The 26,529-nt window shown below is 47.7% G+C and carries 22 protein-coding genes; 20 read left to right on the plus strand and 2 right to left on the minus strand.

Annotated elements, in window-relative coordinates; all coding sequences use genetic code 11:
• Positions 1 to 173 precede the first annotated feature (173 nt).
• From MHH93_RS12070 to MHH93_RS12100, 7 genes are all read left to right on the plus strand, one after another.
• Positions 174 to 1,868, plus strand: a complete 1,695-nt coding sequence (locus tag MHH93_RS12070) for a DNA repair helicase XPB (RefSeq protein WP_500054232.1) — start codon at positions 174 to 176, stop codon at positions 1,866 to 1,868.
• 36 nt (positions 1,869 to 1,904) lie between these two features.
• Complete coding sequence (locus MHH93_RS12075) at positions 1,905 to 3,626, plus strand: helicase-associated domain-containing protein (RefSeq protein WP_500054233.1); 1,722 nt, start codon at positions 1,905 to 1,907, stop codon at positions 3,624 to 3,626.
• A 152-nt stretch (positions 3,627 to 3,778) separates the two neighbouring features.
• Positions 3,779 to 4,216 (plus strand): YlbF/YmcA family competence regulator, encoded by a 438-nt coding sequence (locus tag MHH93_RS12080; RefSeq protein ID WP_036614642.1) that lies wholly within the window; start codon positions 3,779 to 3,781, stop codon positions 4,214 to 4,216.
• Positions 4,217 to 4,246: 30 nt separating this feature from the next.
• Positions 4,247 to 4,510, plus strand: coding sequence for a YlbG family protein (locus tag MHH93_RS12085; protein ID WP_095290540.1), 264 nt, complete (start codon positions 4,247 to 4,249; stop codon positions 4,508 to 4,510).
• Between the two features lie 165 nt (positions 4,511 to 4,675).
• On the plus strand, positions 4,676 to 5,113 hold the full coding sequence (locus MHH93_RS12090) for a hypothetical protein (RefSeq protein ID WP_017687436.1): 438 nt from the start codon (positions 4,676 to 4,678) through the stop codon (positions 5,111 to 5,113).
• 143 nt (positions 5,114 to 5,256) lie between these two features.
• Positions 5,257 to 6,180, plus strand: coding sequence for a selenium metabolism-associated LysR family transcriptional regulator (locus tag MHH93_RS12095; RefSeq protein ID WP_500054234.1), 924 nt, complete (start codon positions 5,257 to 5,259; stop codon positions 6,178 to 6,180).
• Positions 6,181 to 6,251: 71 nt separating this feature from the next.
• Positions 6,252 to 7,121, plus strand: a complete 870-nt coding sequence (locus MHH93_RS12100) for a PHP domain-containing protein (protein WP_500054235.1) — start codon at positions 6,252 to 6,254, stop codon at positions 7,119 to 7,121.
• A 145-nt stretch (positions 7,122 to 7,266) separates the two neighbouring features.
• Here the strand turns inward: MHH93_RS12100 and MHH93_RS12105 are convergent, their stop codons facing one another.
• Positions 7,267 to 7,713, minus strand: a complete 447-nt coding sequence (locus tag MHH93_RS12105; protein WP_500054236.1) for a GNAT family N-acetyltransferase — start codon at positions 7,711 to 7,713, stop codon at positions 7,267 to 7,269.
• Between the two features lie 220 nt (positions 7,714 to 7,933).
• Positions 7,934 to 9,706: an Rqc2 family fibronectin-binding protein gene (locus MHH93_RS12110; protein WP_500054237.1), complete on the minus strand. Its 1,773-nt coding sequence runs from the start codon at positions 9,704 to 9,706 to the stop codon at positions 7,934 to 7,936.
• 356 nt (positions 9,707 to 10,062) lie between these two features.
• Here MHH93_RS12110 and MHH93_RS12115 point away from each other — a divergent pair, with 356 nt between their 5' ends.
• The 13 genes from MHH93_RS12115 to rlmN all read left to right on the plus strand — a co-directional run bounded on the left by MHH93_RS12115 (position 10,063) and on the right by rlmN (position 26,522).
• Positions 10,063 to 12,921 (plus strand): calcium-translocating P-type ATPase, SERCA-type, encoded by a 2,859-nt coding sequence (locus MHH93_RS12115; protein ID WP_500054238.1) that lies wholly within the window; start codon positions 10,063 to 10,065, stop codon positions 12,919 to 12,921.
• A gap of 182 nt (positions 12,922 to 13,103) precedes the next feature.
• Positions 13,104 to 13,937 (plus strand): diaminopimelate epimerase, encoded by an 834-nt coding sequence (gene dapF / locus MHH93_RS12120; RefSeq protein WP_500054388.1) that lies wholly within the window; start codon positions 13,104 to 13,106, stop codon positions 13,935 to 13,937.
• Positions 13,938 to 14,152: 215 nt separating this feature from the next.
• Positions 14,153 to 16,042: a bifunctional homocysteine S-methyltransferase/methylenetetrahydrofolate reductase gene (locus tag MHH93_RS12125; RefSeq protein WP_500054239.1), complete on the plus strand. Its 1,890-nt coding sequence runs from the start codon at positions 14,153 to 14,155 to the stop codon at positions 16,040 to 16,042.
• 19 nt (positions 16,043 to 16,061) lie between these two features.
• Entirely contained in the window at positions 16,062 to 16,961 is a 900-nt protein-coding gene (locus tag MHH93_RS12130; protein WP_253439066.1) for a YicC/YloC family endoribonuclease, read from the plus strand.
• A gap of 51 nt (positions 16,962 to 17,012) precedes the next feature.
• Entirely contained in the window at positions 17,013 to 17,273 is a 261-nt protein-coding gene (gene remA / locus MHH93_RS12135; RefSeq protein ID WP_006209218.1) for an extracellular matrix/biofilm regulator RemA, read from the plus strand.
• A gap of 13 nt (positions 17,274 to 17,286) precedes the next feature.
• Positions 17,287 to 17,859 (plus strand): guanylate kinase, encoded by a 573-nt coding sequence (gene gmk, locus MHH93_RS12140; RefSeq protein WP_017687445.1) that lies wholly within the window; start codon positions 17,287 to 17,289, stop codon positions 17,857 to 17,859.
• Between the two features lie 157 nt (positions 17,860 to 18,016).
• The gene (gene rpoZ / locus MHH93_RS12145; protein WP_036614619.1) at positions 18,017 to 18,229 is read left to right on the plus strand and encodes a DNA-directed RNA polymerase subunit omega; all 213 of its coding nucleotides are present in this window, start codon (positions 18,017 to 18,019) and stop codon (positions 18,227 to 18,229) included.
• A gap of 138 nt (positions 18,230 to 18,367) precedes the next feature.
• Positions 18,368 to 19,603, plus strand: a complete 1,236-nt coding sequence (gene coaBC / locus MHH93_RS12150; protein ID WP_500054240.1) for a bifunctional phosphopantothenoylcysteine decarboxylase/phosphopantothenate--cysteine ligase CoaBC — start codon at positions 18,368 to 18,370, stop codon at positions 19,601 to 19,603.
• 3 nt (positions 19,604 to 19,606) lie between these two features.
• Complete coding sequence (priA, locus tag MHH93_RS12155; RefSeq protein ID WP_500054241.1) at positions 19,607 to 22,156, plus strand: primosomal protein N'; 2,550 nt, start codon at positions 19,607 to 19,609, stop codon at positions 22,154 to 22,156.
• A 117-nt stretch (positions 22,157 to 22,273) separates the two neighbouring features.
• Positions 22,274 to 22,762, plus strand: a complete 489-nt coding sequence (def, locus tag MHH93_RS12160) for a peptide deformylase (RefSeq protein WP_017687449.1) — start codon at positions 22,274 to 22,276, stop codon at positions 22,760 to 22,762.
• Positions 22,763 to 22,774: 12 nt separating this feature from the next.
• On the plus strand, positions 22,775 to 23,728 hold the full coding sequence (gene fmt / locus MHH93_RS12165; protein WP_500054242.1) for a methionyl-tRNA formyltransferase: 954 nt from the start codon (positions 22,775 to 22,777) through the stop codon (positions 23,726 to 23,728).
• Positions 23,725 to 25,227 carry a 16S rRNA (cytosine(967)-C(5))-methyltransferase RsmB gene (gene rsmB, locus MHH93_RS12170; RefSeq protein ID WP_500054243.1) on the plus strand — a complete coding sequence of 501 codons (1,503 nt, stop codon included), beginning with the start codon at positions 23,725 to 23,727 and terminating at the stop codon, positions 25,225 to 25,227. Before fmt ends, rsmB begins: the two co-directional genes overlap by 4 nt.
• A 254-nt stretch (positions 25,228 to 25,481) precedes the next feature.
• Positions 25,482 to 26,522, plus strand: a complete 1,041-nt coding sequence (gene rlmN / locus MHH93_RS12175; RefSeq protein ID WP_036614609.1) for a dual-specificity RNA methyltransferase RlmN — start codon at positions 25,482 to 25,484, stop codon at positions 26,520 to 26,522.
• Positions 26,523 to 26,529 lie beyond the last annotated feature (7 nt).

Genomic DNA, 26,529 nt, shown 5'->3' on the forward strand with positions numbered 1-26,529 from the left:
CATCCTGTTCATACCGAGGTATGGGCAGGATGTTTTTTTATGGATTTTTATTGAGGTTGTTCAAAAAGTCCACTTTTCGGTACTAAAAACTAGACTTTTTGAACTCGCAATGATACAGGTTCATTTTCGGAAGCAGCCGAAACTGGACTTTTTTGTGATAGGAGGAGATTCGAATGGAAGGAACAGAACATAAGGAAAGAACAGATGCTTGTATCGTTCAGCGAGATTTTACAGTTTTGCTGGAAGTCGGCCACCCCGGATTCGAAAGGGCAAGAGAGCAGCTGGGGAATTATTCGGAACTGGTCAAGACACCTGCTGCGTTTCATACCTACCGAATCACTCCATTGTCGCTCTGGAATGCAGCTGCGCTGGGATGGAAAGCAGATCAGGTCATCGCAAGTCTGGAACTGGTCTCACGTTGGAATGTGCCTGCTGCACTCATACAGGATGTTCGGAGAATCATGAATCAGTATGGCAAATTAAAGCTGCATTCCGAAGCAGATCACACCAGCATGCGCCTTTATAGTGAGGATGAGCGGTTGCTGGACGAATTAAGTGGATTGAAAACGATAGCTGCCTTTCGTATGGAACGCAAGGACGCTCATGAACTTCTGCTCCCAGGAGAACAGCGAGGGTTATTGAAAAGGGAATTAACACGATTGGGTTACCCCGTACTTGATTACGTGGGGTATCGGGAGGGAACCAAGCTCTCATTTGAATGGCGAACCGATAATCCAGGGGACCACTCTGAACGATTTGCATTGCGTCCATACCAGAGAGAGGCTGTAGATGCATTCGAAGGCAGTGAAGGGATGGGAGGAAGTGGCTTACTCGTACTTCCTTGCGGGGCAGGAAAAACGGTTATCGGTATGGCCGTGCTAGAGCGGCTTCAATGTGAATGCCTTATTTTGACGTCCAATACGACATCTGTGCGACAGTGGATTCAGGAAATTCAAGACAAAACCACGATTACCAGCGAACAAATTGGTGAGTATTCAGGTCAGAAGAAACAAGTGAAACCTGTGACTGTAGCTACATATCAGATTCTTACACACCGGAAATCAAAGGATGCTGATTTCACCCATATCAAACTGCTCAGTGAGCGGCAATGGGGGCTGATCATATATGATGAAGTGCATTTGCTTCCAGCGCCGGTGTTTCGTGCAACTGCGGATATTCAAGCTACGCGAAGACTTGGATTAACGGCCACGTTGGTTCGAGAGGATGGCTGTGAACAGGATGTATTTTCGCTGATTGGTCCGAAGCTCTATGATATGCCGTGGAAACAACTGGAGCAGCAAGGGTGGATTGCTGATGTACAATGCCAAGAGATACGTATCCCGTTCTCCCCGGAACTACGAACGAATTATCTGCAAGCTGAGGTTAAGCACCAGTTTCGATTGGCTGCCGAGAATCCGGCGAAGATACGTGTAGTTAAGCGTTTGCTGGAACGTCATCGGGATTTACCTGCGCTAGTAATTGGACAATATCTGGACCAACTAGAGTTGATTGCCCGGGAAATTGAAGCTCCTCTAATCTCAGGAACCATGTCACAGCAAGAGCGAATCAAATGGTTTGCCGCTTTTCGACGTGGAGAGATTAAAACGATTGTTGTATCCAAAGTTGCCAATTTTGCCGTAGATCTGCCCGATGCTGCTGTTGCGCTTGAAATATCCGGAAGTTTCGGTTCAAGGCAGGAAGAAGCACAGCGCTTGGGACGAATTTTGAGACCGAAAGCAGGAGAAAACAAAGCCTATTTCTATGCGCTGGTATCAGAGGATAGCAAGGAACAGGATTTTGCATTAAACCGTCAGATGTTCTTGGTGGAACAGGGATATGAATATGCCATCGTTCATGAGAACGGATAGTGCATTTATACTCGCGAAACGAGGAGGGAATAGGATATGCCTTCATCTGGACCAAAAGATGAGCCAGTGGTACTGAACCTTGATTCATGGTCAAAGCTTACTTTGGTAGAGCAGAAGGTGCTTGGTGCAATTTTTCACAAACATGCCGGTCAGCCTTTTTCCTCCCTCTTGCCGCGAGAACAGTGGGCCATTGAAGGACTAAGTGTTGCAGAAGCCAAATCTTCATTCGTCAACCTTCGCCAGCAAAGATGGATTGAATCTGCTCATAAGGGTTGGGGGGAACGCTTATTCTATATTCCTGCTTCGCTGATGGAGACATTGACTATTGCTTACACGCAAAGAGTGGGTATAACTGTTAAACAATTAATGATGAATGCTCAAGTTGTGCAAGAAGGAAAGCCGAATGTAGCTGCTGAGCTACTTCATGTGATTGCTTGGATCGGAAGAGAAGGACTTCCTTTGACAGGCAAGGGCACTATACATAAGAAAAGTGTTAAAAAATTAAGTGCGATCACGGTGTTATCTTCCACAGACTTTGATGGTTTGGGCATCCAATATGAACATTCGGATGTGTATCCGACCCACGTAGCGATTCTTCTCGATCTAATGCTCAGTTTGAATCTGGTTGAGAAGTCCGATGGCCGAATTCAGATTATAGCCCATCGGTTACAACAATGGTTGAAGCTCTCATGGAGACAGATGCATCGGGAGATATATCAAGCGTGCACGGAAAGGTATGGAGACGCTGAACCGGCATTGCAGCATTTCCGTTATCAATTGGCAGTGCTTGCGCCAGAAAAAAACATATGGTGCCATATAGAGAATTCGGAATTGATATCACGAGTCAGGAGCTGGCTTAGCGCACTGGTTGGTTGGGGTTATGGCGACGTCGGAGTAGATCAGTCGGGAGAACTTGCATTCCGTTGGCTAATCGAACCGCAGATTCTGTTATATCAAGAACAAGAGATGGTAAGTGAGGCGGGGCCCTGTGGATTTCACATGCAGCCTGATTTTGAAATGTTGGTGCCACCAGAAGCAAGTCCTGATGTGATCTGGATGCTGGAGCAATGCGCAGAACGGGTGACGCGTGATCAGATGTCCATCTATCGCATAACGAGAGAACGATTCGTTTCTGCCATAGCCAGAGGTTATGGATTACATGAAATGATGGCGTTTCTGGATCTATATGCTCTGACAGGCATACCGGAGAATGTACGTATTGCGTTGGAAGATTGGGGAAAGGAGACGGATGCTGCACCGTTGCCTGTGGATCGGAACAACATGGAGGTAATAGAGGCGTGTACAGACTCCGCAGATGATCCGAAGTTATTAGAAAAAGAAGTGTTGGACAGTGTACATTCTTCTTTCTACACACCTGATAATCAAGGTCTGGTTGATGTCCCTGCATCTCTGCATGGGTTGGAGCGTGATCATTCAGTCATTGAGAAGAAGTTCTCTCTGCTCGGATTGGAGGCGATACCGGAGACCTGGTACAGGGAGTGGCGTCGATATCATAGTTCAACCGCACGACAGATTGCTGCCAAAGCCGTTGAGTGGCAGACCAAGCTGGGAATTCAACAGGAAAATCGTACGCAATACCTCATTCCACATGAGGTAGAAGGTCATGAACAATGGACTTTAAGCGGTTGGTGCTTGCTGGATTCAAGTGAACATTCATTAGAGACAGAATGGCGTACATTCTCTCCGTCAGAGTGGGATACAATGCGTCTAATCCTGCCAGATGATGTCATAACCTGACTATTTTACGTGAATATCAGGTTGAAAGGCGAATTTTCGAGTAGTCCCTCTTTCTAATTGCAGGAAAAACTCTTCTTAACTATTCATGGATATGCTATGATGAGGTAGTCTACGTTAAGTAGAACTTTATATATAGATAGGATGAATATTTCATGAGCGTAGCGGAAATGAACACGGTCGATATGGCCCAAGTGTTAACGGGCGCATATGAACTGGGCGACATGATTAACCAATCTGCCGAAGTATCGGATTATTTATATTGGAAGCAGCAAGTCGAGACTACTCCTGAGATTCAGATGGGGATTCGGAAGCTGAATGCCAAGAAGGAATTGTTTGAAGAAACACAGCGTTTCGGTCATTTTCACCCGGATTATCATGCAGCGAAAGACCAGGTGAAGGCGCTGGAACAGGAGTTGGAAAATTTCGAGGCGGTAATCCGCTTCAAACAGGCAGAGAAGTCCCTGGATGATATGTTATTCCAGATGTCAGAGACCATTGCATTTGCAGTGTCAACGACCATTAAGGTACCGAGCAATGATCCGAATCCGAAGGGCGGCTGCGGTAGTGGCGGCAAGTGTGGTTGCAGTTAAGTAATCAGTATAGAAGGGCGGGGAACGATGATGTTTGCGGAAAGGACAGGATTCATTATTTGGGTCAGTGATTTGAAAGCTGCCCGTAATCTCGAAAAATATGGCACCGTGCATTATATCTCCCGCCGTATGCATTATGTGGTCATGTATGTTAATGCAGAACGGGCAGAAGATACGATGAAAAACGTGAAGCGACTTTCCTATGTGCGCAAGATTGAACGCTCGTATCGTAATGAGATCAAAACCGAGTATGCCAGCAAAACGATGGACAAAACAAGCTTTTACGGAATATAGACGAGAAATGGGAGGGACCCTTTGGGGTCGCTCTTTTCTTGAATTATGCACAAATGGACTTTAATGAAAAAAAGTTAAACTTACGCCTTGAGGTTGCGGGACTAATGTTGTAATATATTTGGTAATAAATAGATAGAAAGTCCTATCTGGTGGAGAGTGATTCCCATGCGTGATAAGGTGATGCAACGTTGGAGCACCTACGAGCCGTTTTTCGTGGCTCTTGGAGACAAGAAAGTGGCCGACATCGTCATTACCCATCATGCCAAGATGCGGTATGCAGACCGTATTGAGCCTGCACGTAGTGATGATGACCATATTGCGGCGTGGTTATGGGAGTGTCTGAAGCAGGACCGTATAACACCATACTACCGTAATGAACAGGACGTATACCTGATTGATGAGGATCTGGTGGTAGTCGCCGAATTTTCCGAACTTGAAGGAGAATATGATATTGCGGGCAATCCGTTGCACAAAATGATCGTAGTTACGTTTCTGGGACGAATGTCGGAGACCATTGAATTAAGGGACCTGAAGTCATACTATTCATGGTTAAGACATTCAAGAAGAATGACGCTGGTCAAAAATAGCCGTAAGCATAAGTAAGTTGATTAGATTCAATATGAGATTCAATATGTTGAAATCATAGATTCAAGTCGTATCGCATGCAGACAAGCTGCATGCTTTTTTTGTTGCCAAGCGGGAAATCGGCTACAATATAGAGAGTGTAATCGAAGAGGGGCGAAGATATGAATTTTCACCAATTGCATATTTTTTATACGGTAGCAGAGAAAGGCAGCTTCTCGGCTGCTGCACAAGCATTACATATGACTCAACCGGCGGTAACGATGCAGATTCAATCATTGGAGGACTATTTTGGAACCAAGTTATTGCATCGTTCCACCAAAAAAATAGAATTATCCGAGGCGGGCCGGACATTATTACCTCATGCCAAACGAAGTGTAGAGCTGGTTAGGCAGACGGATGAAGCGATGTCAGCGTTTACCCAGATGTTACAGGGCCGCCTCCAGCTTGGAGCCAGTTTAACGATCGGGGAATATGTGCTTCCACGCATGCTCGGACCATTTGCACTTCAATATCCGGATATTTCCATCGTCATGAAAGTGATGAATACAACACAAATTATGGATGATATATTGAAGCACCAGCTTAATTTTGGTCTGATTGAAGCGCCAGTGCACCATCCGGACATGATTGTAGAGCCTGTCATGCAAGACGAGCTGAAACTGATTGTACCTGCCGGGCATGATCTGGCTAAGCGTAGCAAAGTAAATATTGAGGATGTCATGAATTATCCCTTTGTACTGCGTGAGAAGGGCTCAGGTACTCGTCAGGTGATGGAAGACCAATTGCAGAAGAAAAAGATTGATCCTCAGGATATGAATGTTGTGATGGAACTTGGCAGTACAGGAGCGGTAAAATCAGCCGTGGAGGCAGGGGTAGGCATTACGATGTTATCTCCTTCTTCCGTGCAGCATGAACTGGCTCTGGGACTTGTTCATATTGTGGATATCCGCGGACTCGAATTCAAACGGCAATTCTATGCCATTCATCTAAAATCGTCCTTGTTGCCCTTATCGGCAGTGGCTTTCCTGAACTATTTGCGTCAACAAGAGCAACCTGAGCCGGAGCACAAGACGGAAAAGGCATAATCGTTCACAACTTCAATGATAGATAAAATTTAATCACAATCCAGATTTGGAAAGAAAGGAGTTGCTGTTACGTGAATCAAAGCACAGGACGCTGTGATCTGCATACCCATAGTCAGGCATCGGATGGAATGCAGCCACCTGCTGATAATGTGAAGCTTGCCAAACAAAAAGGGCTATCTGCGGTTGCCCTAACGGACCATGATACAGTAGCCGGTGTAGCGGAAGCGCAGCAAACAGGAAAAGAGTACGGTATTGATGTTGTGGCCGGAGTGGAGATCAGCACACGGGCTGGCGGGAAAGATATTCATGTGCTCGGGTATTATGTGAATACGGAGGATGAGCCATTCCTGCAACGGTTGCGCGGCTTACGAGAAGCGCGAGATGAGCGGAATCATCTGATTATCGCCGAGCTTCAGGAACTTGGGCTTGATATCAGCTGGCAGGAGGTACTGGATGAGCTTGGACGGCCGTTAGAGCCGGATGAGAGTATCGGCAGACCACATATGGCCGATGTGCTGGTGAAAAAAGGCTACGCTGTTGATATGCGGGATGCATTCGATCGATATCTTGCTGAAGGCAAGCCTGGCTTCGTGTCTGTACCCCGTGTTGCACCAGAGGACGCGTGCGAGTGGATCAGAGCCGCAGGCGGAGCCGCTGTGATTGCCCATCCGGGTCTCTATAAGGATGATGAATTGGTACGACGCATCATTGAAGACTCTCGTCCGGATGGTATTGAGGTGTTTCATTCGGACCATGGTCCGGAAGAGGAACGCAGGTACACTGAGATGGCTAGGGAATATGATCTTATTGAGACAGGTGGGTCAGATTATCATGGAGAACGGCAAGGTGTTGTTTTTCATGGGGATCTTGGCAGCAAGACGGTAACAGTAGATGTGTTGGAAAAACTAAAGGCAGCTGCCTCACAACAACAAGGACTATAATAGTGATGTACTAGAGTGCTATTAGAATATAAATGGTTCTTTGCTTTATTAGGTTATATTTCAGGGTCAAATGAGTATAGGACATGGAAACATAGCAGACTAGCCTGCATGTATTCATGTCCCTTTTTTTGTATGAAAAAAGTGTCTATGTGATCGAATAGTTGACCCAATCGCCACGTGTAGCTCCAAGACGATCGAATAATTTCTGTGCCCGTTCATTGGTCACTGCTGTGATCCATGACATATATGCACAGCCATGATCACGCGTAAACTGTTGACAGTGTGCAAATAATTTTGCTTCTGCTTCGCCTTCTCTGAATGTTTCCGTAACAAATAGGTCATTCATGATGGCGACACGCTCTGCTTTCATCGTGCTGTAGGTAAAGAACAAGGTTGAAAATCCGATAAGCTCCCCGTCTTGCTCTGCCACGAATTGAGCACCGATCTGCTGATTAAGCAGGTTGTTGATCAAAAGCTGGATGGATTGATCACCGGGCCAGGGGTTGTTGTAGAATCCTACCACATAGTCATGCATTAATGCAGTGAGAGGTTTCAGATCATCAGGTTGAGTTTCTCTGATATGTGTGGGCATGGTACACTTCCTTAACAATAAATTTATTCGTAAGAATTGAATTATTATACATGTAAATGAATTAGTATTCAATCTGAAAGGAAGGAATTAGCTGTGCTTCATCTTCATACATCATTCAAATAAATAACAAACTCCCCTGAACCGTTAATGCTCAGGGGAGTTTTCTTTGTTACTTTTACATCTCTATATAAGTTGAACTAATCATTTACAGGCTTCGCCTTTATCCATTTTTAATGGTGGAGGGCAGACTCTTGATCAATTCATCATTTGGCGTGACGAACAAGGTCTTCTGATGATCATAGATGACAAATCCTGGCTTTGCACCACTTGGTTTGCGTACATGACGGATAAACGTGTAATCCACAGGCACACTGCTGGACTCCTTGGCTTGGCTGAAGTAGGCAGCAAGCTGTGCTGCTTCTTCCAATGTAGCTTCACCAAAGTCCGTACTGCGAATAACGACATGTGAGCCTGGAATGTCTTTGGTATGCAGCCAGGTGTCGTTGGAAGAAGCGAGGCGATTCGTCACGTACTCGTTCTGGAGGTTGTTTTTGCCAACAAGAATATCAATTCCCTCTGAGGAGGTAAACTGGTGTACGGTCGGACGATCACTTTTCTTCTTCTTTTTACCCTTTTTATTGCGGTCACGAAGGTATCCTTGCTGCACAAGCTCGTCCCGTATTTCTTCAATGTCGTTCATCGATGCAATGGATAGCTGCTGTAACAGGTTATCCAGATAGTCAATTTCGTCTTTGGTTTTGCCAAGCTGCTCATGAATGACAGCCAGACTGTTTTTGTATTTGTTATACCGCTTGAAATAACGTTGTGCGTTGTCAGACGGTGTGAGCAGCGGATCAAGCTGAATGGTAATGTTGGCTTGGTCTTCGTCGTAGAAGTTCACAAGCTCCACGCTCTTGTCCCCTTTGTGGACCTGATGCAGGGAGGCAAATAGCAATTCACCCCATAGTCTGAACTTGTCCGCATCGTCTGCTTCCAGCAGATCCTTGTTCAGGTTGTCCAGCTTTTTGATATTCTTGCTTCGCTCATTCTGAAGAAAACGGAGCAGATCACTTACTCGCTGTTTAACCGTATCCCGTTCAGCCTTGTCTCCATAATAATCTTCCATGCACTTGCTCATCGTGTCATACGTTTTCTCCAAGTTTTGAATGCTCTCAAGATGAACGGCGGAGAAAATCATTTTGCCTTTGGCGTTCATTCCAGTTACAGGCGTGTAGAGATGATCTCTGACAGGTCCCATCACGGCTTCAAAAGCGTTCCAGAGTGCACTGGCCTCAACACGGCCCTCACCCTCAACCACAGTCGGAGTGTTCCCTTTGCCTTCAGCAGCAATCCCACGGGCAGCAATCTCTCCAGCAATTAACGGGCTAAGACCGCTAAAGGAGTTCACAAGCCAGCGTGATGCCTCTTCTTCAACGGCTTGATAGCTGTCCTCGAATGCTGTACGGCTCACTTCGAGCGGATTACTCTTATGTTGCTCAGGTGGGGCAGTATACGCGAAACCTGGCATGATGACCCGATAGCTGCTGATGGACGGAGTCACATGATGAATACCATCCAGAATCGTTCCTGTAACGGGATCAAGCAAAATAATATTACTGTGACGTCCCATCAATTCAATGATGATCCGTTTAACCGAAACATCTCCCAGTTCGTCGCGCTGGCGCACGTCGATGTGAATGATACGTTCCATGCCAATCTGACGGATCTCCTCAATGATTGCACCTTCACAGTGCTTGCGGAGCAACATGCAGAACATGGGTGCTTCCGTAGGGTTAAGGAATGTCTTTTCCGTAAAATGCACACGGGGATATGTTGGGCTTGCCGAAACAAGCAATTTACTATTACCGCGCTGAGCACGCAGTGTGAGAACTACGTCATGGCCATTCGGCTGATGGATCTTGCTGATACGTCCACCAATGCAGCCTTGCAATTCATGAACAATGGCCCGTGTTACGATGCCGTCCAATGCCATTTTTTCCACTTCCTCTCTCTATCGAGCATCAGCATATATCATGCCAAATGCTTCATCTATATAACTAAAACGTGCAACCAGGTATGTAAAAAAACAAGGACTGGCTGCAGATTCTTCGTTGCTTACCTGTTGAACGCTGGAATTGGTACTGCGCAGAAGATCGCAGACTTTTATTTTAGCCTATTCTGTCCATCAGGGAAAGGATTCACCTTCCGGGTGCTAATCACAGACCTGTCCGAATACATATAGAGCAGGTAGTTTGTCCGGCATAGTGTACAGCCTGTCGACCAGCACGCCGGTGAAGCATGTGAGCTTATTTAGCAGATGAAATACAGACTGGGAGGGAAACTTGAAGCATGGAACATACCAAGTGGCATCAACTTAGTGATGAAGAGCTTCGTAACACTCTTGGCGTCAGCCCACAGGAAGGTTTGACGGATGAAGCTGTAGCAGAGAAGAGGAAAGTGGTCGGTTCGAATGAGCTGAGCGAGGGGAAACGTATATCTCCGATTACATTGCTCTTGAATCAGTTCAAGGATTTTATGGTGCTGGTGTTGATGGGAGCAACGTTGGTATCCGGATTGCTGGGTGAGTATCTCGACGCGGTAACGATTGTAGCCATTATTGTACTGAATGCGATTCTGGGATTTGTACAGGAATTTCGGGCTGAACGATCTCTTCGAGCATTGAAACAGTTGTCTGCACCTCTTGCCAAAGTACTTCGTTCAGGCCAGGAAGTACATCTTGCCGCCAAACAACTTGTGCCCGGGGATATTGTCATGGTGGAGAGTGGGGACCGCATCCCGGCTGATGTGCGCTGGCTGCAAACGAACAGTCTGGATGTGGAGGAGTCGGCACTTACCGGGGAATCGGTTCCCGTAAGCAAACATTGCCTTCCGATTGCCGATGAGGACGTTCCGCTGGGTGATCAGAAGAATATTGGTTTTATGGGTACCATGGTCACTCGTGGTACAGCCAAAGGTGTGGTTATCCGTACGGGAATGGAGACAGAGATGGGCAAAATCGCCGATCTGATCCAGAATACGGAGGAGCAGGAAACACCGTTACAGCACAGGCTGGAACAACTGGGCAAAATTCTGATTTTTGTCGCATTGGGATTAACCATTATGGTTGTCGTCGCAGGCATATTGCACGGACAACCAGCCGTTGGCATGTTTCTGGCAGGAGTCAGTCTTGCAGTGGCTGCCATACCGGAGGGGCTGCCGGCCATTGTAACCATTGCACTCGCACTAGGCGTGCAGCGTATGATTAAACGTAAAGCCATTGTACGCAAACTGCCTTCTGTCGAAACGCTTGGCTGTGCATCCGTAATCTGTTCGGACAAGACAGGCACGCTCACCCAAAACAAGATGACGGTAACGGATGTATGGCTGGAGGGACGCAGCATCAAGGTTACCGGGGATGGTTATGCACCTGAAGGGCAGATGCTGGAGAACGGCCGAACGGTGGAACTGAAGAGTGATCAGTCCCTGCGGAGAATGCTTCAGATTAGTGCGCTTTGCAACAATGCCAGTATTGTGGAGACCGTTGCAAACGAGTCTGGAAGCAAGAAAAAGGGCAAGGATAACAAAAAGGACGGCAAGAAAAGTACGAAAAAAGGGGATCTCCAAGAAGAAACGGTTAAGCGTGACAACGTATTCTGGGAGTTGAAGGGTGATCCGACGGAGGGGGCGCTCGTCACACTGTCCTCCAAAATGGGGCTTACTCCTGCTGGCCTCAAAGAGCTGTATGCCCGGGAGCAGGAGTTCCCGTTTGATTCAGAGCGCAAACGCATGTCGGTCCTGGTTCATCATCAGGGAGGTCGAATGATCTACACCAAAGGTGCACCGGATGTGTTGATCGGACACTGCAGTTATATTTTGTGGGAAGGTAAAGTTGTACCTTTCACTGGAACACTGCGGCAGAAAGTGATGGCAGCCAACGAGAGCATGGCCGGAGCGGCACTACGTGTCCTAGGAATGGCCTACCGTGAAGTACGTCCGGAAGAAAAAGTGGCTGACGAACACGCCGCCGAGAGTCAGCTTGTATTCGTGGGACTTACAGGCATGATTGATCCGCCGCGTCGGGAAGTGCGCGATGCGATTGCAACATGCCGCAAGGCGGGGATACGAACTGTCATGATCACAGGTGATCATGGTACAACGGCAGAAGCCATTGCTCATCAACTCGGGATTCTTCCACGCGGTGGTGCTTCTCTAAGTGGTCAGCAGCTGGCAGGTATGACGGATGAGCAACTGGATAAACAGGTAGAGGGCATCTATGTGTTCTCAAGAGTGTCTCCTGAACATAAGCTTCGCATCGTGAAATCTTTGCAGCGCAAAGGACATGTCGTTGCCATGACGGGGGATGGGGTGAACGACGCTCCGGCGATTAAAGCGGCTGACATTGGGATCGCGATGGGCATTACAGGAACGGATGTCACGAAGGAAGCTTCGGCGCTTATTCTGAGTGATGATAACTTCTCAACGATTGTGGCTGCGATTGAAGAAGGTCGTAATATTTATGAGAACATTCGAAAATTTATCCGTTATTTGCTGGCATCAAACGTGGGTGAGATTTTGACCATGTTCTTTGCAATGATGATGGGCTTGCCCCTGCCACTCGTGCCTATTCAGATTTTGTGGGTTAACCTGGTGACGGATGGTTTGCCTGCAATGGCGCTCGGGGTGGATCAGCCAGAAAAAGATTTAATGGAACACAAACCCCGTGGTGCCAAGGAAAACATTTTTGCCCGCAGACTGGGTTGGAAAATTGTCAGCCGGGGTGTATTGATTGGACTATGTACACTCGGAGCGTTCTGGCTTACCCTTCAGGCTGCGCCAGATAACCCGGGTCAATTGATCAAAGCACAATCTGTGGCTTTCGCTACACTCGTATTGGCGCAGCTCATTCATGTCTTTGATTGCCGCAGTTCGCGATCCATCTTCCACCGGAATCCACTGCAAAACAAATATCTCGTTCTTGCTGTAATTTCATCGGTTGTACTGATGCTTGTTGTCATGTACGTTGAGCCGCTGCAGCCAATCTTCAAAACCGTGCCGCTGGGCTTGCGTGAATGGGCGATCTGTATCGTTGCGGCAGGCATTCCAACCTTCCTTATGGGCGCGGGCAGCGTGTGGGGTGGTCGTCGTAACCGCCGCCGTATGGGTGGTTCTGGACGCTTCGTACCGAAAAGTACAAAGTTTTCAGCATAAAATCAATACCTTTTCCTTACCTATTTCGTTATGCTATCCTCAAAATGATTCAAAGCGGTAGCTTTGGCATTTTGCAGGATAGCTTTTTTGTGTACATGTTGAATATGAATTTCTATGGTAATCCTGTAGAAGAGCAAGAATATAGCTTTGGCAGCAGACTGCCAAAAGGAGTGGGCAAGATGATGGAATTTACGAAAATGCATGGACTGGGTAATGATTTTATCGTTGTATTTGGTGAAAAGGAACTTCCGGCAGATGCAGCAGAATTGGCTGTGAAATGGTGCAACCGTTTCTTCGGTATTGGTGCGGACGGCCTGGTTTATATACTGCCTTCGGAGAAGGCGGACTTTCAGATGCGTATCATGAATTCGGATGGTTCGGAAGCAGAGCAGTGCGGTAATGCCATCCGTTGTGTATCCAAATATGTATACGATCATGGTCATGTCAGCCAGGAGCAGATTACCATTGAAACGATTGGTGCCGGGGTACAACCTGTGACTCTCAACATTCGTGATGGTAAAGTGGAAACGGTTCGTGTGGATATGGGTGAGCCGATTCTGAACGGTCTTCAAGTGCCTACAACGGTAGATGCCAATCCAGTGGTTGATCACTACATTGAAGCCAATGGACATGCGTTCAAATTCACTGCCGTATCCATGGGTAACCCTCATGCGGTGATCTATGTGGATGATGCTGTTAATTTTGATCTCACGACTTGGGGCCCACTTCTTGAAGTACATCCCATGTTCCCGAAAAAAATCAATGTGGAATTTGCCACAGTTCGCGATCGTGGATATGTGGACATGCGTGTATGGGAACGCGGAGCGGGTCCAACACTTGCTTGTGGAACCGGAGCTTGTGCAACACTCGTATCCTCTGTCCTGAATGGACATACAGATCGCACAGCCGTCATTAGCCTCAAGGGTGGGGATCTCCACATTGAGTGGAATGAAGCTGACAATCATGTATACATGACTGGACCAGCCGAAGTTGTTTTCAAGGGAGTTACATCATAATTTAAGAGAACAGTGTAACCCAAGAGGCCTGCGGGCCTCTTTTTTTTGTTAAAGGACAGTGTGTGTCTCCTGTACAGAGACATATTGGGGGATATGTGGAAAGAAAGTCCATATGAGCTGGATATTCAACAAAAACCTTTGTTTTTCTTCTTTTGGTAGCGTTTTTTGTGTTACATTAGTATGAAAATGATCACAGCTAGGCGGGGGGAAAAGGGATGAAGGCGGATTTGCGCAAAGTTATGCAGGAACGAGTTCTCATTGGAGATGGGGCCATGGGAACGTTTCTGTACCAAATGGGATTCCCGGTAGGGATTTCATATGAAGAATTAAACTTGATTTCACCTGAAGTGGTGGCGGAAGTACATCGCCGTTATCGGGACGCAGGTACAGAGATATTTGAAACGAATACGTATTCTGCGAATTATGACAAGTTGTCCAAATTCGGTTTGGAGTCCAAGGTGGAGGATGTAAACCGTACCGGCGTTCGTATTGCCAAAGAGGTGGCTGGAGATACCGGTTATGTGCTTGGTGCAGTAGGCTCTATTCGCGGCGGTAAGCGGACAAACGTCTCCACAAGTGAATTGAAACGCTTCTATCAACAACAGATCTTTGCACTGCTTGATGAAGGCGTGGATGGCATTCTGCTTGAGACCTTCTATGATATCGAGGAAATGGATATTGCCCTTTTGCAAGCGCGAAAGCTAAGTGATCTGCCCGTGATAGGACAGTTTGCGGTAGAGGATGTAGGACACACGTTGGACGGATATACAATGCCCGAAGCATTCCGGATCATGCGGGAGCAGGGTGCGGACGTGATCGGTTTTAACTGTCGCTCAGGTCCAAACGGAATCATGCGTGCCATGGAAACCGTCTCCGGACGTATCGGTATTCCCATGTCAGTCTATCCGAATGCGGGTGCAGCGGATTATGTCGATGGACAGTTCCGTTATGGTGCGACTCCGGAGTATTTTGGTCAGACGGCAGTGCAATTTGCCGAGCTGGGCGCTCGTATTATCGGCGGTTGCTGTGGTACGACACCTGATCATATTACCGCTATGAAAGAAGCGCTTGCTGACTACGTGCCTTCACCTATTTTGGAGCCTGATCCGTCAGAATCCAAAGCGCGTATTGTGCTGCATGAACATGTGGATGAGCGCTCCGGACGTGGAGGTCAGCCTACGATTGTCGATCTGGTTAAGCAGCGTCACACGGTCATTGTTGAACTTGACCCGCCGCGTGACTTGGACATTGCCAAGTTCATGAAAGGTGCGGAGACACTAAAGGCAGCAGGAGCCGATGCCCTGACACTGGCCGATAATTCTCTAGCGGTTACACGGATGAGCAACATGGCGCTGGGGCATCTCGTTCAGGATCGCACGGGTCTCCGTCCACTGGTGCATATTGCCTGCCGTGACCGGAATCTGATTGGAACGCAGTCCCACATGATGGGGTTTGATGCACTGGGTATTAATCACGTACTCGCTGTGACAGGGGATCCTGCAAGATTTGGCGATCTGCCGGGTTCAAGCTCGGTATACGATCTGACCTCTTTTGAAATCATACGTATGATCAAACAGTTGAACGATGGTGTGGCCTTCTCGGGTAAACCGCTGAAACAGAAAGCGGGCTTTGTCATCGGAGCGGCATTTAATCCCAATGTGAAATATCTGGATAAAGCCGTGCAGCGTCTGGAGAAGAAAATTGCCTCTGGCGCAGATTACATCATGACTCAGCCTGTCTATGACCCGGAGTTAATAGTGGCAATGCACGAAGCGACCAAACACCTGGATGTGCCTATATTTGTAGGTGTAATGCCACTGGCAAGTGGACGGAATGCAGAGTACCTGCATAATGAAGTTCCCGGAATTCAGCTATCGGATGAAGTGCGCTCCCGTATGGCAGGTCTGGAAGGCGAAGAGGGCCGTGCGATGGGGGTAAAAATTGCCAAGGAACTGCTGGACGTAGCAACAGCGCATTTTAAAGGCATCTATCTTATGACACCGTTTATGTTCTACGGCATGACGGCAGAACTGACTCAATACGTATGGGAGAAGTCGGAGCATCAATGTCCTACTTGTTTCAACCCTAATAATCAATTACAATAGTAAAACGGATGTGATGCCGATGTCATTCAGTATGACCGGATACGGTCAATCCGCCTTTCATTTTGGCGGCTATAAGGTACAATTAGAGATCAAATCTGTTAATCATCGTTATTGCGAAGTGATGATGCGTTTGCCAAGAGAGTGGACGTATTATGAAGACGGTTTGAGGAAAATCGTACAGAGTCGTTTGAAACGTGGACGGATTGATGTTTATGTAATGAAAGAAAAAGAGGAAGACCAGGCTCTTCCCGCTGTTCTGAATGAACAGACGGTCAGGGCCTATCTGCAGGCTGCAGAGCAACTGGAAACCCAATATGGAATGCAGGGCAAACCAAGTATTGTGGATATGCTTGGACTGCCGGACGTCATGGTTCATTCGGATGGGACAAGTTCCATTCCCGAAGAGCAGAAGGACGAATGGGAGCGAGTACTGCAGGAAGGATTGAAAGAGGCTCTGTCCAGCCTTGAACAGATGCGCGCTCGCGAGGGTCTTCATCTGGCCAGTGATCTGGAACGACGGATTACCCGTCTGGAGTCACTGCATACCGAGATGCTTGATCTTGCACCAACTGTGGTAAGTGATTATCGCAACAAGTTAAGACAGAGGCTTACGGAAATGCAGGAAGAAGGCTCTTTCCCTTTTGATGAGCATAAATTGGGTATGGAAATTGCAATGTTTGCCGATCGTTCTAACATAGAAGAGGAGCTTACACGACTACTGAGTCACTTTGGACAGAGCAGGGAACTGCTGAAGAGTGATGAGCCCGTAGGTCGTAAGTTGGACTTTCTAATTCAAGAGATGAATCGGGAAGTCAATACGATTGGATCAAAAGCCAACCATTTGGCTCTGGTGAATCGTGTTGTCGAGATGAAGGCGGAGCTGGAGAAGATTCGTGAGCAAGCGGCGAATATCGAATGAACGTCCAAATTTCGGCAAAAGAGTCGCATGTATAGGGGGAAGAACCTGATTATGGCAATCAAACTCATTAACATTGGATTCGGTAACATCGTATCGGCGAACCGGATTATATCCATCGTGAGTCCGGAATCGGCGCCGATCAAGAGAATTATACAAGAGGCAAGAGATCGCCACATGCTGATTGATGCAACGTATGGAAGACGTACTCGTGCCGTTATTATTACGGATAGCGATCATGTCATTCTGTCTGCAGTTCAGCCTGAGACGGTCGCCCATCGTCTTTCTTCGAAAGATGATGATAACGACGAATAAAATGGAGTGTAATATGTCTAAGGGATTACTGGTAGTGTTGTCCGGCCCATCTGGGGTCGGGAAGGGTACGGTATGCAGCGCTTTGCGCAAACGGGTGCCGGAATTGATCTATTCTGTATCGGCGACAACCCGTCAGCCTCGTCTGGGTGAAGAACATGGTGTGAACTATTTCTTCAGAAGTCATGAAGAGTTCCAGAACATGATTGCTGAAGATCAACTGTTGGAACATGCGGAGTATGTTGGTAATTATTACGGGACACCGCGTGATTTTGTCGAGAAAACGATTAACGAAGGCCGCGACATCATTCTGGAGATTGAGGTTCAAGGCGCGTTAAAAGTGAAAGAGAAATTCCCGGAAGGCATCTTTGTTTTCCTGCTTCCTCCTTCATTGGACGAGCTGAAAGATCGCATTCAGGGACGTGGTACCGAAAGCCAAGCGACCATTGATCACCGGATGTCCGTGGCGGTCGATGAGATCAGTCTGCTGGAGCAGTATGATTACGCTGTTGTTAATGATGAAATTGATTTGGCGTGCAAGAGAATAGAAAGCATCATAATCGCCGAACATTGTAAGATCAATAAATAATCCCTTTTGCCGCTGCAGAATGCGATATAAGTGGGGCAGTTGTCATATCATGTACTGAAGCACTCCTTCTGGGAATGCCGGGATGTGAAGACATGCCACATCTGTTCTGTCAGGCGGCAACTTGCGATTATACTAATGCGAAGAGGTGTTTGTTAATATGCTGTATCCTTCTATTGATGAAATGATGAACAAAGTCGACAGCAAGTATTCCCTTGTTGTTGCTGCTTCCCGCCGGGCTAGACAGCTACGTGAAGGTGAAAAAACGGATTTAAGAGGTGCGAGATCCCATAAACAAGTTGGCGTTGCACTGGAAGAAATCTATGGAGACCTGCTCGTTGTCATCAAAGGACAGGACGAAGAAGAAGAGTAAGCCGCTTGCGGCTGCTCTTCAACTGCATACGGCGCAAGCCGGATTAATTGACAACCGCGAGGTTGTTATTTTTTTACGAATAAGCATATTTTAACGGAATCTTACTTAGACGTCGTATAAATATCGGGGGAAATAAACATGTTGAACGGAAAAAAAATCGTGCTTGGTGTGACAGGCGGCATAGCCGCTTACAAAGCGGCAACATTATGCAGCAGACTGGTGCAAAAGGGAGCCGATGTTCATGTAATTATGACAGCTTCCGCTACACAGTTTATTACCGAATTAACGCTGCAAACGTTGACCCGAAACACCGTATATACCGATACATTTGATGAGCGTGAGCCAGCAGTCGTATCCCACATTCATCTGGCCGACCTGGCTGATCTGGTTCTGGTTGCTCCGGCTACAGCGAATGTGATTGCCAAGATGGCACATGGCATGGCAGATGATATGCTCTCCACGACGCTTCTTGCCACGACAGCCCCTGTCATGATTGCTCCAGCGATGAATGTGCATATGTATGATCATCCAGCTGTAAAGCATAATATGAACCTGCTTGTTGAACGGGGTGCCATGATGATTGAACCGGGTGAAGGCCTGCTTGCGTGTGGATATGTGGGCAAGGGACGTCTGGAAGAACCGGAGAGCATTGTGGATGTGGTGGAACGTTTCTTTGAACAGCGCGAGTCTGCAGACATTAGCCAGCAGGGACAAGCTTCATTGTTACATGGCAAAAAGGTTGTAGTTACGGCTGGAGGTACGATTGAGCGCATTGATCCCGTACGATACATTACGAACGATTCATCTGGCAAAATGGGATTTGCCATAGCCGCAGCTGCGCGTGATCTGGGGGCAGAGGTAAAATTGGTTATGGGCAGTACCCAAGCCAAGCCACCGGAAAACGTTGAGTTGATCTCTGTACAGTCTGCACAGGATATGTTTGAAGCGGTAACACGCGAGTGGGACGATGCTGATATCGTGGTTAAGGCGGCGGCAGTTGCCGATTATCGTCCAAAGGAAGTTTATACCGAGAAGATCAAGAAGAAAGGCGACACGCTGTCGCTCGAACTTGTTAAAAATATAGATATTCTTGAAACGCTGGGTAAGCAGAAAACCCATCAGTTTTTGATTGGTTTTGCTGCGGAGACTCAGTCCGTTGAGAGGTATGCACGTGAGAAATTGGAACGGAAAAACTGTGATCTGATCGTAGCCAATGACGTAACCCGCACGGGTGCAGGATTTGGAACAGACACCAACGCGGTACATATCTATGACCGGGAAGGTTTGGTGGAGGAGCTTCCAGTGATGGCCAAGGATGATGTGGCTCAACGGTTGCTCCGGATTGCGGCGGAGCGCATTGCCGGGAGGAATTAGGATATGGAGATTGCCAAGGTCATAGTCGATGTTCCCGTGAAGGAAACAGACCGGCCGTTTGATTACCTGGTACCTGAATCGATGAGGGAATGGATCGAGATTGGCAGCCGGGTGGGTGTACCTTTTGGTCATCGGACGGTGCAGGGATTCGTGATTGATCTTGTGCCGCGTACCGGAGAGGAAACATTCAAGCTTAAGCAGATTCAGGAATTGCTGGACATCGTTCCCCCATTGTCAAAGGATTTGGTGGAGTTGGCCGAATGGATGAGTGGGCGTTATGCCAGTAACCGGATTCTGTCTCTGCAGGTCATGGTACCGACCGCATTGAAAGGAAAAGCAGAGCGATACATCTCGCTGGGAGATGCACTTGATGGACAGATGGCGGGTGCACAACCGGATGATGAGGTGTTATTTGTTTGGGGAGAAGAGTCTACGAACGAGAAAGTGCAGCAGGATATCATCCGTTTTGTCAAAAGTCGGGGTCAGGTACCGTTGCAACAATTGAGTCGAAAATATCCCAATCATGCTGCACTAATTAAGAAATTATTGCTCGGTGGTGTGCTGCTGGAGAGTCAGGCCATCAAGGACAAGCTGAATAAAAAAACAATGAAGTCTGTAGATCTGGCTGTAGATGTGGCTGTTGCTCAGGAAGCACTTGCATCATTCCCGGCGAAAGCACAGCGGCAGAAGGAGATTTTGGCTTTTTTGCTGGAAATGAAAGAACTGTTGCCTATGCCGATGAAAGAAGTGTTATCTACCCTGCAGGTATCAGCGGCAACGATGAAGGGTCTTGAGGAAAAGGGATTGATCGTCACCGAGGACGTTGAAGTCTTTCGTGATCCTTATCAGGGCAGGAAGTTCAAAGCGACTGAACCGCTGGTTCTGACCGATGAGCAAAAACATGTCTACAATAATATCAATGGCCGATTGCAGGAACAACGCCACGGGGTGTTTTTGCTACATGGTGTTACGGGAAGCGGCAAGACGGAAGTCTATCTTCAAACCATTCAACGATGTATCGAGCAGGATCGGCAGGCTATCGTGCTTGTGCCTGAAATCGCGCTGACACCACAGATGGTAGAACGTTTTAAAGGGCGGTTCGGCAATCAGGTTGCTGTCATGCACAGTCGTCTGTCTGGCGGTGAACGTTATGATGAATGGCGCAAGATTCGTGAGGGTCAGGTGAAGGTGGCAATTGGGGCGCGTTCAGCCGTATTTGCTCCATTCAGTCGGCTTGGGTTGATCATTATGGATGAGGAACACGAGACTTCCTACAAACAGGAGGAAACGCCAAAATATCATGCCCGGGATGTAGCGGTAAAAAGAGCACAGCAACACCAGGCCGTGGTTGTTCTGGGTTCAGCGACACCTTCGCTGGAAAGTTACTATGCGGCACGCTCGCAGAGCAACGACAATTTTGCACCACTCTTGCTGGAGATGCCAACGCGGGCACTGGGCAACAAGCTGCCCGAAGTGCGAATCGTTGACATGCGCGAAGAGTTGAAGGATGGGAATCGCTCCATGTTCAGCAGGGCTTTGCACAAAGGGCTGGAGGAGCGTTTGGAACGTGGTGAACAGACGGTGCTTCTGTTGAACCGCCGTGGGTACTCGACCTTTGTCATGTGCCGAAGTTGTGGTTATGTGGCAGGCTGTCCCGAATGTGATATTTCATTGACGTATCATCAGCGCTCGAATAATCTCCGTTGTCATTACTGCGGTTATGCGGAAGCGGCTCCGGAAGTGTGCCCGGATTGTGGAAGTGAGCATATTCGATATTTTGGCACAGGTACACAACGGGTCGAGGAAGAACTTGCGAAGCTATTTCCGGGGATTCGGGTCATACGTATGGATGTGGATACAACAACGGAAAAAGGGGCTCATGAGAAACTGTTGAAACAGTTTCGTGAGAAAAAGGCAGACGTGTTGCTGGGCACCCAGATGGTTGCGAAGGGGCTCGACTTCCCGGATGTGACCCTGGTTGGCGTGATAACAGCGGATTCAGCATTGAATTTGCCAGATTTTCGCGCTGCCGAAAAAACGTTTCAGTTACTAACACAAGTCGCTGGCCGAGCTGGTCGGCACCAATTGCCTGGTGAGGTGTTTGTACAGTCCTATACTCCGGAGCATTACTCCATTGGCCATGCAAGTAAGCATGACTATGTGTCGTTTGTACGTGAGGAATTGCTGCACCGTCGGAATTTACAATATCCGCCTTACTGTCGCCTGATTCTGGTGACCTTTTCGCATGAGCAGCTTCCCGTGTTGATTCGTCTTGCCGAAAACTACACGCGGATACTGAAAGAGAAGGCTAATGCGGCCGGATGGCTCGGCAGTCTGGATCGATTCAGCAATGACGCCTTTGATGTACTAGGGCCGGTAGCGTCCCCGATTCCTCGGATCAAGAATAGATACAGATTCCAATGTATGATAAAATGGCGTGGGGATGTAGACGCCATTGGACTTGCTCTGGCAACAGCCCGGCGCATGGATGAGGATGTTCAGGCGCAGAAATTGCTCATTAGTCTGGATGTAGACCCGCAAATGTTAATGTAAACATTCTGCAGCAATGCGGATGTAAACAAGCGGTATAAACATAGATTAAATTGAAAACCCAAAAAATAAAGAATATCGTCCTGAAATTATGATGAGGATTAGGAAGGTGCTTACAACATGTCGATTCGCATTATCGTGCAAGAACCAGATGAGGTGCTCCACAAGAGAGCCAAAGAAGTAACCAAAATTACACCGAATGTACAAAAATTGCTGGATGATATGGCTGATACCATGTACGATGCGGAAGGTGTAGGTCTTGCTGCGCCGCAGGTGGGTATCTTGAAACGTCTGATTGTTATCGACGCAGGTGATGAGCAAGGGCTGATCAAGATGATTAACCCGGAGATCATTGCAAGTGAGGGAGAACAATTTGGACCTGAAGGTTGTCTGAGTATCCCTGGAATTAATGGTGATGTTCGCCGTTTCGAGACCGTTACGGTTAAAGGTCTGGATCGTGAAGGCAAAGAGCTGATTATTACGGGTAGTGGCTTGCTGTCCCGTGCATTCCAGCATGAGATTGATCATCTGGATGGCGTACTCTTTACGGATGTCGCCGAGAAAGTGTACGAAATTGCAGCTGATCAAACGGGACCGCGTCGTAATTAAGGAGTGATCGATTTGAATATTGTTTTTATGGGAACACCTGAATTTGCAGTTCCTTCTCTCGATATGCTAATGGCAGAGGGATACAATGTGGTGGGTGTGGTGACTCAGCCTGATAAACCACAGGGACGCAAAAAAGTACTTACGCCAACACCGGTTAAGGCCGCGGCAGAACGCCACGGTCTGCCGGTGTTTCAACCTGTTAAATTACGTGATCCAGAAGCTGTAGCCCGCTTGGCTGAATGGAAGCCGGATCTGATCGTAACCGCGGCTTTTGGTCAGATTCTGCCCAAAGCCGTGCTGGATATGCCTGTTCGCGGTTGTGTGAACGTGCATGGATCTCTTTTGCCGAAATATCGCGGAGGAGCACCGATCCAACGTTCCATTATTAACGGGGAATCTGTGACAGGAGTCACATTGATGTATATGGCTGAAGGCCTGGACACCGGAGATATGATCTCGCGTGTGGAACTGCCAATTACGGATGAAGATACGTCAGGATCGATGTTTGATAAATTAAGTGAGGCTGGTTCCAAACTGCTTCAGACAGAAATGCCACGATTGATTGCAGGCGAGACAACGGCGATCCCTCAGGATGATGCCGAGGCTTCATATGCTCGCAATCTGACTCGGGATGATGAGAAGATAGACTGGAGTCGAACTTCACGTGAATTGTTCAATCAGATCCGCGGCCTTGTGCCATTTTCGGGTGCATTCACAATGTGGGATGATCAGGTCTTCAAAGTCTGGGCTGCAGCTAACCCCAATCAGGTGGATCTGGTAACTTCTTCGGATAGTGGACAAGCAGAACCGGGAACCGTGCTGCAAACGAACAAGGCAGGCATTGAAGTTCGCACAGGGGATGGGTCTCTCTGGTTGACTGAAGTGCAACCAGCAGGCAAAAAGGTGATGCAAGCCACTGACTTTGCCCGTGGCGGTACACTGAAACCTGGAACGGTGCTGCGATGAGCGGTAATACATCAGGACGTTCGTCAGGACAAGGTCAGAAAGCTTCCTCAAATGCAGCCGGGCGCGAAGGAAATCGTCGTCCGAATCCGGGGAAATCGGGTGGCGCAGGAAATGCTTCCGCAAATGGTGCACCTCGCTCCCAGAAACCGAAAACATCTGCTCGTGCATTGGCAGTCAAAGTTCTGAGTGCTGTTGAGCAAGATGGAGCATACAGTAATCTGGAGTTGAACCGTCGTCTGAAAGAGGCGGATTTAAGTCCTGCGGATGCTGGACTAGCTACCGAATTGGTGTATGGAACAATTGCTAGATTGAATACACTTGATTATTATCTGGAACGTTACGTCGCCAAAGGAGTATCCAAACTGCAACCATGGGTTCGCAGCCTGCTGCGAATCAGCGTATACCAGATGATATACCTGGATCGGATACCAGAGCATGCCGTGGTAAGCGAAGCGGTTAATCTGGCGAAGAAACTGGGCCATCAGGGAATCTCGGGTATGGTGAATGGTGTACTGCGCAATATGATCCGCAATCGGGATGAACTTCGTATTCCAGAACATCTGCCCGTTGCCGAACGTATTTCACTTGAGCATTCCCACCCGTTATGGATGGTTGAACGCTGGATTGCCCAGTACGGTGAGGAGACAGCGGAAGCCATCTGTCGTGCAAATAATGAGCCGCCAGCAGTAAGTGTACGAGTAAACACAACGATGACCACACGGGAGAAACTGATGCATGAGATGGCAAACACAGGTGCAGTCGTTGAAGCTTCTAAGTTGAGTCCCGATGGAATTCTTGTACGCAGTGGCGGGAATATGGCACTAACGTCCTGGTATCGGGATGGTTTGTTCTCTGTACAGGACGAAAGTTCCATGCTGGTTGCTGAAGCAGTTGCGCCAGAAGAAGACCAACTTGTATTGGATTGCTGCGCAGCCCCAGGTGGTAAAACAGCTCACATGGCCGAGAAAATGCACGATCGTGGTCGAATTATCGCTAACGATGTACATGCTCACAAGCGCCAGCTGATCCTGGATCAGGCGGAGCGTCTAGGTCTGAGCTGTGTCGATGCGGTAACTGGAGATGCTCTTGATCTGAATGAGCGGTATCCGGAAGCTTCGTTTGACCGTATTTTACTGGATGCACCATGTTCCGGCCTCGGTGTTATTCGACGCAAGCCAGACGTGAAATGGACCAAATCCGTAGAAGATATCGAAGATATCGCAGGCTTGCAGCGTGAGCTGCTTGATCGTGTTGCGCCGTTGTTAAAACCAGGTGGTATTTTGGTGTATAGCACATGTACGATTGAGCCTGCTGAGAATGAAGATATGGTTGCAGACTTCTTGAATCGACATCCGGAATATCGTCCAGCAGAAGTATCCGTCTGGTCTGAATCGGAGACAGCGAACTTGAAGGTTGTGAACGGAGGCGTTCAGATTTTGCCACAATACGCTCACAGTGACGGATTTTTCATCGCACGGTTGACAAAAACAGCGAAATAACAGTTTAATAAAGCACGGAAGCATGACCGCCGAGGGGAACTTCGGCGGATTTCTTTATGATGAGACTTCGACATTCTGGTCAGAGAAAAGGGATGACAGGGTGCGATGGCGGCATTGAGGTGTTATAATGCATGAAGTACAGATATCAAGGGTATACATGGATGTAACGTGGTCTTTGTGATAGAATAGGACGAATGGAACGAAAAGAAGGAAGCCAAACGAAAAGAAAAGAAGGAATAGGTGTTGACAACAAAATGAAACCTTTTATATATGATTATTCTCTGGAACAACTACAGCAATGGGCTGTTGAGAACGGGGAGCCGGCGTTTCGCGGTGGTCAAATCTTTGACTGGATTTATGTAAAACGTGTGAATGATTTCAGTGAAATGACGAATCTGTCCAAGCCATTGCGTGAAAAGCTTACAGAGCAATTTGAATTCGTAACGCTTAAGGAAATTACAAAGTTTGAATCCAAGGATGGAACGGTTAAATTCCTCTTTGGTCTTCATGATGATCATGCCATCGAGACCGTAATTATGAAGCATAACTACGGGAACAGCATCTGTGTAACCACACAGGTTGGATGTCGTATTGGTTGTACATTCTGTGCATCTACATTGGGTGGACTCAAGCGAAACCTTACGGCTGGGGAGATTGTTGCCCAGGTAGTACAGGCTCAGAAAATTCTGGATGAACGCGGCGAGCGTGTCAGCAGCATTGTAATCATGGGTTCGGGTGAACCTTTTGAAAACTATGAAGCAACGATGACTTTCCTGCGCATTATGATCCATGAAAAAGGTCTGAACATTGGTCAGCGGCACATCACAGTATCAACGAGCGGAATCGTTCCGAACATCTACAAGTTCGCAGATGAAGACACACAGATTAACCTCGCCATTTCGATCCATGCACCGAATGATGCACTTCGTTCGAAATTGATGCCGGTTAACCGTCGTTTTCCTTTTGAAGATGTGATGGAGTCCCTTCGTTATTATCTTGCCAAAACAGGTCGGAGAATTACGTTTGAGTATGCACTGATTGGTGGCGTTAACGATCAGCCAGAGCATGCAGCAGAACTGGCAAGTGTGCTTAAGAACATGTTGTGCCACGTGAATCTGATTCCGGTTAACCATGTACCTGAACGCAAGTACGTAAGAACATCAAGAAGCGATATTTTCAATTTTCAGAAGATTCTCTCGGAACAGGGTGTTAATGTAACCATTCGTCGTGAACAGGGACATGATATTGCTGCCGCTTGCGGTCAGCTTCGTGCAAAGCATATGGAGTTGAGGTGAGAACGTT

Source organism: Priestia sp. FSL H7-0729 (assembly GCF_038005685.1).
GTDB lineage: Bacteria > Bacillota > Bacilli > Paenibacillales > Paenibacillaceae > Paenibacillus.